The 12447-nt window shown below is 39.8% G+C and carries 13 protein-coding genes; 3 read left to right on the top strand and 10 right to left on the bottom strand.

The window, feature by feature from the left end; all coding sequences use genetic code 11:
* Nucleotide 1: 1 nt before the first annotated feature.
* Nucleotides 2–874 carry a dihydropteroate synthase gene (gene folP, locus QVH07_RS01155; protein ID WP_289998286.1) on the top strand — a complete coding sequence of 291 codons (873 nt, stop codon included), beginning with the start codon at nt 2–4 and terminating at the stop codon, nt 872–874.
* Nucleotides 871–1746 carry a diadenylate cyclase CdaA gene (gene cdaA / locus QVH07_RS01160; RefSeq protein ID WP_289998287.1) on the top strand — a complete coding sequence of 292 codons (876 nt, stop codon included), beginning with the start codon at nt 871–873 and terminating at the stop codon, nt 1744–1746. The genes folP and cdaA overlap by 4 nt, the downstream gene beginning before the upstream one ends.
* Nucleotides 1747–1780: 34 nt before the next feature.
* On the opposite strand, the gene kbl is transcribed toward cdaA, so the two are convergent.
* A complete protein-coding gene (gene kbl, locus QVH07_RS01165; RefSeq protein WP_289998288.1) occupies nt 1781–2977 on the bottom strand; it encodes a glycine C-acetyltransferase in 1197 nt (398 codons plus the stop codon).
* Nucleotides 2978–3124: 147 nt separating this feature from the next.
* On the opposite strand from kbl, the gene QVH07_RS01170 reads away from it, so the two are divergent.
* Nucleotides 3125–4072, top strand: a complete 948-nt coding sequence (locus QVH07_RS01170) for an NAD-dependent epimerase/dehydratase family protein (protein ID WP_289998289.1) — start codon at nt 3125–3127, stop codon at nt 4070–4072.
* Between the two features lie 37 nt (nt 4073–4109).
* On the opposite strand, the gene QVH07_RS01175 is transcribed toward QVH07_RS01170, so the two are convergent.
* From QVH07_RS01175 to QVH07_RS01215, 9 genes are all read right to left on the bottom strand, one after another.
* Entirely contained in the window at nt 4110–4751 is a 642-nt protein-coding gene (locus QVH07_RS01175) for a carboxypeptidase-like regulatory domain-containing protein (RefSeq protein WP_289998290.1), read from the bottom strand.
* A gap of 1 nt (nt 4752) precedes the next feature.
* On the bottom strand, nt 4753–6135 hold the full coding sequence (locus tag QVH07_RS01180; protein ID WP_289998291.1) for a CsgG/HfaB family protein: 1383 nt from the start codon (nt 6133–6135) through the stop codon (nt 4753–4755).
* Between the two features lie 10 nt (nt 6136–6145).
* Complete coding sequence (locus QVH07_RS01185) at nt 6146–6571, bottom strand: curli production assembly/transport component CsgF (RefSeq protein WP_289998292.1); 426 nt, start codon at nt 6569–6571, stop codon at nt 6146–6148.
* 2 nt (nt 6572–6573) lie between these two features.
* Complete coding sequence (locus tag QVH07_RS01190) at nt 6574–7143, bottom strand: CsgE family curli-type amyloid fiber assembly protein (protein WP_289998293.1); 570 nt, start codon at nt 7141–7143, stop codon at nt 6574–6576.
* Nucleotides 7144–7151: 8 nt separating this feature from the next.
* Entirely contained in the window at nt 7152–7793 is a 642-nt protein-coding gene (locus tag QVH07_RS01195) for a hypothetical protein (RefSeq protein WP_289998294.1), read from the bottom strand.
* 93 nt (nt 7794–7886) lie between these two features.
* Entirely contained in the window at nt 7887–8717 is an 831-nt protein-coding gene (locus tag QVH07_RS01200; RefSeq protein ID WP_289998295.1) for a hypothetical protein, read from the bottom strand.
* Nucleotides 8718–9063: 346 nt separating this feature from the next.
* Nucleotides 9064–9414, bottom strand: coding sequence for a Spx/MgsR family RNA polymerase-binding regulatory protein (locus QVH07_RS01205; protein WP_289998296.1), 351 nt, complete (start codon nt 9412–9414; stop codon nt 9064–9066).
* Between the two features lie 12 nt (nt 9415–9426).
* Nucleotides 9427–10719: a glutamate-1-semialdehyde 2,1-aminomutase gene (gene hemL, locus QVH07_RS01210; RefSeq protein ID WP_289998297.1), complete on the bottom strand. Its 1293-nt coding sequence runs from the start codon at nt 10717–10719 to the stop codon at nt 9427–9429.
* Nucleotide 10720: 1 nt separating this feature from the next.
* A complete protein-coding gene (locus QVH07_RS01215) occupies nt 10721–12361 on the bottom strand; it encodes a type 1 periplasmic-binding domain-containing protein (RefSeq protein ID WP_289998298.1) in 1641 nt (546 codons plus the stop codon).
* Nucleotides 12362–12447: the final 86 nt, after the last annotated feature.

Genomic DNA, 12447 nt, shown 5'->3' on the forward strand with positions numbered 1-12447 from the left:
AGTGATAAAAGAATTAAGAATCGAAGATAATTTTTTTCCACAAAAGAATACAGTCAATCTACAGGGAAGGTTATCGATTTGGGACTCACCCAAGGTAATGGGTATTGTAAACCTCACTTCTGATTCATTTTTCGAACAAAGCCGAATTCAATTCAGTGATTTGGAGTTCGGGAAACGAATTGAAAAGATAATTCAAGATGGCGCTGATATGCTGGACTTTGGAGGCTATAGCAGTCGGCCTGGAGCTAAGGATATTAGTATCGAAGAGGAATTAAGCCGTGTGATACCTGCTATTCAGTGGGTTGCGAAGAAATATCCTTACATCACAATTTCTGTTGACACCTTTCGATCTGAAGTAGCAAGAGAGTCAGTTTTGAATGGAGCTCATATAGTAAATGACATTTCCGCTGGAAATTTAGATTCTAAAATGATTAAAACCGTGGGAGAACTCAGAGTTCCATACATTGCCATGCACATGCGTGGTAATCCTAGGACGATGCAAAATCACACGGAATATTCTGATTTAATTCCAGAAATTTTGTATTATTTCTCTTATAAATTAGAAAAATTTAGATTTTTTGGCATCAATGATGTTATAATTGATGTAGGTTTTGGATTTGCAAAAAGTGTCGATCAGAATTATCAGCTTTTAAAAAATCTAGCGGCATTTAAATCACTTTCCTGTCCTATCCTTGTTGGGATTTCGAGAAAATCTATGATTTATAAGACTTTGGGGATTAATCCTGATGAAGCCCTGAATGGAACTACAGCCCTTCATATGGTAGCTTTACAGAACGGAGGGAACATCCTGAGAGTGCACGACGTTAAAGAAGCAAAAGAAACGATAGAATTATATAAGAAACTTTACCCTTGAGCCTTTTATTTAAAATTGGATTCTTAGAAGTCTCCATTGTCAATATGATAGATATTGCATTGGTGGCTGCTTTGCTATACCAAATATATAAATTGCTAAAGGGAAGCGTAGCCATCAAAATTTTTCTCGGCTTCCTCTCTATCTATCTCATCTATCTTCTAGTAGGAGCCTTGCGGATGGAGTTGTTATCCTCTATTCTAGGTCAATTTATGGGTGTCGGTGTGATAGCAGCTATCATCATTTTTGCTCCCGAAATCAGAAAATTTTTACTGTTAATTGGAAGGTCCTCATTACTATCCCAAGACAACGCCTTAAGGAATCTATTTTTCTTCTGGAAAAAAAAGGAAGCTTCCACTTTTAATATTTCTCCCATTATTGATGCCTCTAAAACTCTGGCCGGTGGAAATACTGGTGCATTGATGGTGATTTCGAAAAGTACTGAATTAAAGTTTTATGCAGAAAGTGGAGATATTCTGGATGCGGATTTATCAAAAAGACTTTTGATATCTATTTTCAACAAATACTCCCCGCTACACGATGGGGCGGTAATAATCCATCAGGGCAAAATCAAAGCGGCAAGATGTATTCTTCCAGTTACGGAGCGGGAAGTTCCTGCTCAATTTGGTTTGAGACATAGGGCAGCAATCGGGATGTCGGAAGCTACTGATGCTCTGGTTCTAATTATTTCTGAGGAAACAGGTCAGGTTTCGCTTGCCAAAAATGGAATGATTATTCACAATGTTTCTTTCCAGGATGTTCGAGAAATCCTGAATGATTACCTCAATGATTTGATTGTGGATTCCAGGTTTGAGCACCTGGAAAACTACGAAAGTTTGCAGCGCAGAAAAATGGCTATGACCAGCAAAACATAAAAGAAGAGGCTTGATTAAATCAAGCCTCTTCTTTTTAAGAAATAACCCCAAGTTCCTTCCCGACTTCAGTAAAAGCAGCTATAGCTTTATCTAAATGTTCTTTCTCATGAGCAGCAGATAATTGAACTCTGATCCTTGCCTGACCTTTTGGAACTACTGGGTAATAGAACCCTATTACATAAATTCCGCGCTCAAGAAGTTTTTCAGCCATTTTCTGAGACAGAACAGCATCATAGAGCATTACTGGGACAATAGGGTGAGATCCTGGTTTAATATCAAACCCAGCTTCCTCCATTTTTTCTCTGAAATAAACTGTGTTTCTTTCAAGTTTGTCCCGAAGTTCAGTTGTTTCTGAGAGTAAATCCAAAACAGCGATAGAAGCTCCCGTAATTGATGGTGCGAGCGTATTAGAAAATAAATAAGGCCTTGATCTCTGTCTAAGCATCTCAATGATCTCCTTTCTTCCGGAAGTAAATCCTCCAGATGCTCCTCCTAGTGCTTTCCCCAGAGTTCCTGTAATGATATCGATTTTACCCATTACGCCGCAGTGCTCGTGAACTCCACGACCTGTCTTTCCAATAAAACCAGTAGAATGGCACTCATCCGACATCACGAGAGCATTATATTTTTCCGCCAAATCCACAATTTTGTCAAGCTGTGCAATCGTACCATCCATGGAAAAAACACCATCCGTAACGATGATTTTCTGCTTCGCTCCTTTGGCATCGGCATCCTGAAGTTGCTTTTCGAGATCTTCCATATCGTTATGGATATACCGGAATCTCATAGCTTTACAAAGCCGAACACCGTCAATAATCGATGCATGATTCAGTGTGTCAGAAATTATAGCATCCTCAGGACCAAGAATCGGTTCAAAAACACCTCCATTGGCATCAAATGCCGCAGCGTATAATATGGTATCCTCAGTCCCAAGAAATTCGGAAATTTTCGTCTCAAGTTCTTTGTGGATGTCCTGAGTTCCACAAATAAATCTCACTGATGACATTCCATATCCATGGCTGTCTATGGCGGCTTTCGCAGCTTTTATGACTTCAGGATGAGAGCTTAATCCCAAGTAATTGTTGGCACAAAAATTAAGCACTTCCTTACCTCCTGAAATTGTGATCTTTGCAGCCTGTGGAGAGGTGATTACCCTTTCTTTTTTAAAAAGTCCAGCTTCTTCGATCTCTTTAAGTTCTTTCTCTAATTTGGGTTTTAATGTATCGTACATAAATCAGTTTTTGATGCTCAAAAATAATGAGACCCCACTCAAAGAATAATCCCGAGAGTGACCTCATTTTTATTAGTTTTGCTCTTGTAATCCCAAATATAAACAAAAACCCAAAGCATAAAGTTGGGTCATTTTTACACAAAAAGAATGGAAAAAATCCTCGTTATTGGAGCAGGAGGGCAATTAGGTTCAGAACTTACTGCGGCACTTTGTGATCAGTTTGGAAATGAGGCAGTGATTGCCAGTGATTTGCATGAAGGAAGTGCTAGCAAATTTGATTATTGTCGATTTGAACAGTTGGATGTAATGGACATAGACCGCTTAAAGGCTCTAGTCAAAAATGAAGGAATAACTCAGATTTATCACCTTGCGGCTGTGCTTTCTGCGGTTGGAGAAAAAAAACCTCTCTTTGCTTGGCAGCTAAATATGAATAGCCTTCTTTCCATTCTTGAGATTGCTCGGGAATACAAATTGGATAAAGTCTATTGGCCATCTTCCATTGCTGTTTTTGGTCCTAATACACCGAAGACTAATACTCCTCAATTCTGTGTTAAGGAGCCAATAACGGTTTACGGTATTTCTAAGCAGGCCGGTGAAAGATGGTGCCAATACTATTTCGAAAAGTATGGAGTCGATGTACGAAGCCTCAGATATCCCGGATTAATTGGTTATAAATCTCTACCGGGAGGAGGTACTACAGATTATGCAGTGGACATCTTTCATAAAGCTCTGGCGGGAGAAACTTTTGAGTGCTTTCTGGACGAGAACTCTTACCTACCCATGATGTATATGGCTGATGCTATTAAGGCTACTTTGGATATTATGAATGCTCCAAAGGAAAGGGTGAAAATCAGGTCCAGTTACAATTTGGCGGCTATGAGCTTTTCACCGAAGGAGCTGTATGAGGCGATTAAATCTGAGTTATCTGAATTCTCAATTAGTTATAAGCCTGATTTCCGACAAGAAATAGCTGATAGCTGGCCGGACAGTGTAGACGATTCCCATGCAAGATCTGACTGGGGATGGAAGCATCAATTTGGCATAAAAGAAATGACCAGAAATATTCTGGTCAATCTTCCTAATTTTCAATTTTGAAGTACCTTGATAATATTTCTTGTACTTTTTTGTGATTTTAAGATCCTGTTCGGAAGGACCAAGTTGGGCTATTTGCAACATTTTTGCCGTCGTACCGACCAACTACATACCAGAAGTAAGTAGTGTTAGCTTTGAGATCAGCAACTATCACTTCTTTCTCTGAAAGGTTCTCTCCTACTAATTCTTGGACCGTAGAATTTGATTCAAAAAGGTACACTGTATAAGTCAGTTCAATATCTCTATTATCCTGTTCCACATTCCACTGAAGGGTAAGGCCCGTTTGTTGACCCACCGCCCCATTCCCTGGGACAGGATCGAAGAAAGTGACATTCCCAATATTGTTCTCATCATCCAAAAGAAAGAAGGTTACAGGCGTATTATCTCCTTCAAATACAGCAACGCTTACCGATGTCGTCAGATACTCATTTCTCCTGGCCGTAATTACTACATCGCCTTCTTCCACCTTATCAAAAATGAATGCCCCTGAAGCATCAGTGATAAGAGCCGTACTAGCAGGAGCAGTAGTTATCTGTACGCCCTGGAGTGGTTCATAAGTATTTCCATCAACGACCAAGCCTGAGATTGTACCGTACTTGGCCAGATCAAAAGTTTGCTCTTCACAGGAAGTAATCGCCAGCATGAGCAAACAAAAACAATAGGTATATATTTTCTTCAACATTTTATTTTCCCAAGTAAAATTTTAAACCAAGATTAACGCCCCAAATCACATCATTAAATGACCCAGACTCTATACCATCATAACGATCATTTAAGAGCTGATTCAAATTGGCTTTGAATGATAGGGCAGTATTTTTCGAAATAAGGTATTCTGTACCTGCTGCATATTTGATATAAGGAAGCCACGCATTATCTGATACTCCTACATTATCGGAAACATCGAAATAAGTGCCTCCCCCAACAGAGAGGAATGGTGAGAGTTTTCCATTTCCATTAATGAGATAAAGTAGACTTAAATCTGAATAGTAATCTACCGACTGAAATCGTTCAGGAATCTCTATTTGCTGAATTCCGGCACCACCTTCAACCAACAGAGACTTGGATATTTTTACCCCTAAATTCATATTGAAACCCGGTCGGATAGTGGTCCCAGAGTAATCACCAACAAAACTCTGACCATTTCCATAAACGCCGAGATAAACATTCGACCGACCCACTGGGTCAAATTGTCTTCCAATGTAGTCGGTTTTAACATTCTCTTCCCTTTCCAGTCTGTAGTCAGCAAGCAAAGCTTCGGTCTCCTCGTTGGTTTCTTCAAAGTTCCAAAGTTCATCCATCACCCCATCTAAGATCATAGAGTGAACAGCCTTCTCAACAGCTTCAGTAATGGCCATTTCTGTAGGTTCATTGTATGTATATCCCGTTTCTGCTTCAAGTAACCTCCTAAATTTAACATACCTGAAAAAGCCCGCTGATACTTCCTGAGAAAGGATTGATTTAGTGGTGTAAATCGTTTTGAGAATTTTACCATTGTTGGTCGAGACAGCTCTCAGGTAAATACTTACCCTATCTTCGCGATACTGCGCTGAGGCATCAGCTCCGAAATAACGTACGCCAGCCCCACCAGTGAATACATTAGTCTCATAAGAAATAATGCCACCTTCGAGAAGGACACCTGCGAAAAGCAACGGAGGAAGCAAAACGTTACCATTCCCGTTCTCATATTGCTCTCTGCTAGACCTAATTATTTTCCTTTCGTTGAGTAGGTTGCTAATATTCTCTCTTTCGATTGGAATAAACCAGCCAGATTCTTCCAAAGCTCTTATCAAGATGTTTGTAGCACCTTGAGTCACAGCGGTGGACCAGTTGGCACCAACGTCAGATTCTTTATACTGACCTGTTTGGTCTCTGAATTTATAAACTGCTACATAAACAGGTTCCTGAGGATCAGGAAGATCAAGAAGTTCCTTTTTCATGGGAGATTCGGGCCCAAGTCTTGCATTTCGTTCATTCAATGGCTGGTACATAGCAGGAGTGCAACTCGCTATGATTATGGTCATTAAAAGAACCGAAATAATGGTGTTTGAATTATTTTGATTTTTCACAGCCAGCCAATTAAAAAAATGGAACCTCCACAACTGAACTGGCACCCGTTCGCGAGTCAGTGATAGTAATATTCAAGCCCGATCCTGTATTACCAATATTGATCTGGTAATCCCCAAGGACATAGTTTCCTTCATTTATCTGGTCTTCTCCAAATTGACGAGTGACTAGCTCCCTGGATAGTCTACTCAAGATCTGCCTATTCAAATCTTCTGAAAAATTTGAGAGTGGATCTGCATTTCTTCCAAAAGGTTCATTTAAGCTGGTCCTCGGGTCCTCGAAAGTATCCTGGGCCTGGGCCGAGTTGAGCATCCATTGATAATTGAAAGTATCTCCTCCAAAAGCTGGGTTAGTAAACCTGAACCTCAGCTGTTGGCCAAAGGAGTCTACGCTGGCAAATGCGCATAGAAAAAATAGTGTAAGTATTATCTTTTTCATAATTAATAGATTCCTGTTCCTGAGGTATCTTCACCTCCAAGTTGTCTTAAAATTTCTTCGTATTGAGCTAGATAATAGGCCGTAGAAGCGATTGACTCCTTGGCCATATTCTCTATGAAATCATATCTAGGCTGCAAAAAGGACTGGTAAACCCGAGTCTCATTTATCGAGATTTCAATAAAAGTCTGGTTTAGTCTAAAAGGCTTTTCTACAATAAAAATCGAGTAGTTGTTGGCCCCTTGCGGTGGATTCCAATCTCTAAAAAAAAGATCATAAAATTCTCTACCACTTTTTGTTTTGGTCTGATCTATTACTAACCCATCTATTTCCAATTCCACATCCACTTTTTTTGGCTTGACCACAGTTTGAGTTATAGATTCCAAAAGGGCTTTTAACTCATCAGGTGCCTCCTTTTGGAGCTTTGTCGTATCGGCTTGAACTTTAGTCGTATCAGCTTTGACATTTACTCTTTCCGTCTGAGAAAAAGCGTCTAACCGGATAATCATGAATGAAATGAAAACAAGAGTGAACCTTGCTTGAAACATTCGAGATGTAAATCTAGAAGCAGGCATCTTCAGGTCTATTTATTTGGGAACTTGAATCCAGGTAGAGTTGATACATTCAGTGACATTCCTGCTCCACCAAAACCAGGGTTTTGAGTAATATTGATCACTGGAGCACCTAAATTCTCAAAAAGAGCAGTCACCGAATGGTTATTTCCTAACTGGCTAATGCCTATATTCTGCTCAACACCCGGATTAAATGAGGCAGAATTTCGGATGGCAAAATCAATGGAATTCTGATTTCCTTCCTGACTAAATTTTGCTTCAATCCCTACTACGCTCTCCGCATCCACATAAGCATTAATAGAATTAAGCAAACCATTTTGAGTTGTGAAAACTGAAAGGTTTTGGCCTATCAACCAAAGGCTAGCAGAATTTGAGCTTCCAGCTTGAACAAGTTCAGAAGTCAATCCAGAACCCACTTGATTAAGGTATCCAGAATTGAATTCACCCTGCTGCACAATCATTGCTTCATTAGAACCAGGCCCCTGAGCTTGCTGAAGAATTTCAGATTCATTCTGACTACCTATCTGCTCTATCAAAGCCAGACTCACATTTCTTGATGGATTCAGTACGGGGTCTGACTCTACCCTTTTCTGCTCCTGACCAAAAACCGAAATAGAGAAAAAAAGAAAAAAGATGATGAGTAGATTTTTCATAAGATTAGGAATCTGGATTCTTTGTTTGGAACTTTGAAAAAACCAGAATAAATAAAGCCAACCCCCTGTAAATGAGAGCTGGCTAGGATATTCTTAGTTTTGAGTAATTAAAGAAACATTACCATTTCCCATGATATTCTGGGTCGAAATATTACCCATTCCACTTTGGTTAAGAATGGTCGTGTTTCCATCTCCTAGGATATCTACAGTGCCTTTATGATTATCACCCAATTGATTCAAAATGGATGTGTTAGAGTTTCCATCCTGAAGGATGTTTAGATTATTAAACGTTCCATCCTGAGTCACTTGAGTAGCCAGGTTTCCGATACCATCTTGCTCTACTCGGCCAAAATTCATTTCTCCCCGCTGCCAGGTTTTAGCTCTGTTCTCATTCCCTTTTTGGATGATATAAGAAGAGTTATCTGCTCCACCTAGTTGATCGACTTCAGCAATGTTGAAGTTACCAGTCTGACCAATCTTTAAATAATGACCTGAGTTGTCCTGATTTCCTCTCGCATCATTCTTAATTCCATCTTGATCCACATAACCACTATTGCCACCATCAAAAGATCTTAGGTTAGCGAAATTCTCGCGACCATTTTGCTCAATTCGATGATAGCTCAATTCAGTACCACTTGGAAGGCCCTGTCTTTGACTGATTGTTCCATTATTTTTTGATCCCACCTGATCAATGAATGCAGTCGCGTTGTTTGACTGGATATTTCCTTCTCCAAATCCACCTTGCTGAACATTCCCAAGGTTCATTGAACCATTCTGCTTGATCGTTGATTTGTTGTCTTCTCCGATTTGAGAGACCGTCACACTATTATCCGTACCAGTCTGACTGGTTGTACTAGTGTTTTGCGCTAGAGAAACTGATGTTGCGATAGCAAAAGCTCCCATAAAAAGAAATAGCTTTTTCATAATTGTTTTTGAATGTTTTAAAGTTTAAAAGAATTGGAAGCTTTTTTCCGACTTCCGATATCCCAAACATAAAAGGTGCATCTCTAAGGATTTGAGCCCAATTCACACACTATAGAAGCCAATTGATAGTGATGTCATTTCAATTGATTTTGGAAAATATAGAAGCTAAAAGCCAGTGGAAGAGCTAAAAGAATCAGCGGTCAATTCAAAAAGTCCAATCATCAATTCAGAAGACGAATCCATGAAAACTGATTAATGGGTAAATTCAATGGAGACCAAAAAAAAAGACCAATGAAGAAAAACTAGCTCTTCATTGGCCCTGAAAATTTCACTTTGAATCTAAATCTTAGAGATTCGCCCCGATCTCTTCTTCGTTAAAACCAAGGGTTAGTGAACCGCTTGGATAAATAATGACGGGACGCTTAATCATACTCGACTTTTCGACCAAAAGAGGAATCGCGGTTTCCACTTTTTGTGATGCCTCTTTTTCCTCATCACTGAGTTTTCTATAGGTCATTCCCTTTCTATTCACAAGTGAGTCCAACTCAGTTTTCTCCAAAAACCCCTTCAGCAATTCTGGGCTTGGCTTTTGTTTTTTATAATCCACGAAATCATAATCAACTCCTTTTTCATTAAGAAAATCGAAAGTCTTCTTCATGGTATTACAATTCTTAATTCCGTAAACAATAATAGACATAGTGGTTATTTTTTAAGAGTGAATTTCTTTGACACTTTCTTCATGGGAGGTGAGAATCTTATCGATCAAATCTGTGCTCAGGGCTTTGGACAAAAATAAACTTTCAAATTGTGAGGGAGCTAGATAAATTCCTCTATGAAGCATCGCTTGGAAATATTGCCCAAACAATCCAACATCAGCCTTTTTGGCGTCATCGAAATTATTGACCTCCTTGGATGAAAAAAACAAAGAATACATACTTCCCAGCTGATTCACTGTATAATCAAATCCAAGGTCAGAATTGATCTTCTTGATTCCTTCAGCAACCTTTGACCCTATTTCATCAAGCTCCTTATAAATTTCAGAGTTTTCATTTAACTCATTCAAAATTGCCATTCCCGCGGACATGGCAATTGGGTTTCCAGACAAGGTACCAGCTTGATAAACAGGTCCGGAAGGTGAAACGAAATCCATGATTTCCTTTTTACCTCCATAAGCCCCCACTGGTAAACCTCCACCGATGATTTTACCTAAAGTGGTCATATCCGGTGTAACACCAAAAAGCTCCTGAGCTCCTCCTTTTGAAAGCCTGAATCCTGTCATCACTTCATCAAAAATCAGGATGATTCCTTCTTGGGTACAAATCTCACGTAGGCCCTCAAGATATCCATCTTTAGGGATACAAAGCCCCATATTTCCAGGAACCGGTTCAAGAATCAATGCTGCAATCTCACCTTTATTTGCTTCGACCAAATTCCTGATGGCTTCCAGGTCATTGTAGGGTGCCAGAAGGGTATCTCTGGCAGTGCCTTTGGTAACTCCGGGCGAATCAGGATTTCCCATCGTCATCGCTCCTGAACCTGCAGAAATCAAGAATGAATCTCCATGTCCATGATAATGCCCTTCCATCTTAATAAACTTGTCTCTACCTGTGTAACCTCTGGCCAATCGAATCGCAGACATCGTAGCTTCAGTACCTGAGTTTACCATTCGAACCTTCTCCACAGAGGGAACCATACTTGTGATCAATTCGGCAATTTGTACCTCTTTGGCGGTGGGGGCTCCAAAAGAAGTCCCAGACTCCATAGCTTTAATCACAGCTTCCCGAATTAGAGGATGATTATGACCCAGAATCATTGGACCCCAGGAATTGATCATTTCTATGTATTCATTATCATTCTCATCGTACAGAAAAGCACCATTTGCCCGTTTGATGAAAAGAGGATCCCCACCTACAGCTTTAAAAGCACGAACAGGAGAATTAACTCCTCCTGGTATATAATTTTGGGCTTCTGAAAAAAGCCTTTTACTCTCAGAAATATTCATTTTAATTCAATGGTTTCAATTCTCCCATTTCCAGTTTAAATACCGGAACAAATGTGTTTGAATTTGAATTTTGGAAATTAAAGCCCCAACTGAGCTCTCCATTTTGATAAGAACCTTGATCTAGATTCCTTCTTAAATCAAACCCCTTAGAGGCCGACATGTTTTGGCCAATCCAATAAATCAATTCGTACCCTAAGAAGGTATTTAGACTTGGGTAATCAGAGAACTTCTCGTAGAAATTGCGTCGAAAATCAGCCATTTTTTCACTTCCGAAATTTGGGGTATTATTACTTATAAAATAGAAATTTGGTGCAGACAAAATTTCAAAATTCGCGAAATTAAACCCTAACCAAGAATCCATTACAAGAATAGGTACGGTGGTAGTCACGGATTCCATGAGGAAAAATGCAGGCTGTGAGATATTTGGGTTATCCGTAAGAAGAATTAGTTGATTGGTATCTATAGCAACACTATCCAGGCTGGGTCTAATTCCCAATCCTTGCATAAAGTCCCTTACATTTCTGCTATTCACTTCCTGGCTTGCCACCACTCTAAAACCTTCATTTTTCAGCTTTTGATCCAGCATCCCTGCGAGCATTCTATCTCTGGTGCCTCCTCCATATCCAATTGCTACGGAGTCTCCCCAATTTTGAGCTTTGAGCGAAGCTAGAATTCCATCAGAAAGTGCTTCCAACGAGGGTCTGAATAGAAAGGAAAAATCTCGATCCTCAAAGCGGTCCTGGAGATTAGAAAGTGGATGGATGAATGGGATACCTTGACTTTCAGCAAATGCACTCACCACATCAGACTCATCCGGGTAGATAGGGCCAATAATGATATCTGCAGCTGTTACCGAAGGTTCGGATAGAACGCGTTGGAGATGGTTAAGATCTCGTTTGGTATCAAATGTGGAAAGAGCCACATCCATACCATTAGATCGCAATCGATCCATTCCCATTTTTAGCCCTTGAAAAAGCTCATACACAAAACCATTATTCTGAATACGATTATCTCCATTTCCGGTAAATGGCAATAAAATCACGACATCCAAAACAAGATCTTTTGCATTATTTGTGCCTTGCTTACCTCTAAGCTCATAATAGGCAGCGCGGTCAGATGCCGAAAGTACTTCTGAGTTGGCAAGCACAAACTGAAGAGCCCCCATGTATCCTTGATTGCTGCTGAACTCCTCAAGGTTAGCCACCAGAAAGTTCGGGCTTTCATCCTTCAGCTTCTCAAAGCTTGCATTTTCAGCCTTAGCCAATATCTCTGAATTCTGAATCTTAGAAATTTCTCTTAGGGCTTCAAGATTTTGTCCATTTCCAAAATAGCCAAGTGACAAAATATATTTTGCCTCTTCAGTTCTGACCCAATTTCTGTTCGCCAGTGGACTTACCGTAGAGATGGCATCCTCATATCTCATGAGCCCAAGCTGTGCCTCAGCCAGATGCAGTGAGGAAAAAAGGGCTAGATTTCCAAACTGACTTTCATCCGTATATTTTAAGAATATGGGTATTGCAGCCCCATAATTCTTAGATTTTAAATTTCTTAAAGCACTTTGATAGTCTTCGGGAGCATTGCTCTGTGCGAGCAAAGTAAAAGGAACTACAAAAAGTAAAAAACCAAGAATATATTGTCTCATAAGATTATCCGGGGTGGGCTGAGAAGTGACAAATTTAACCCATATTTTTCAAACCCAAAGTTTAGGCCATGAAGGTTTAAAAAAGA

It is taken from the genome of Algoriphagus sediminis (assembly GCF_030403435.1).
Taxonomy (GTDB): Bacteria; Bacteroidota; Bacteroidia; order Cytophagales; family Cyclobacteriaceae; genus Algoriphagus; species Algoriphagus sediminis.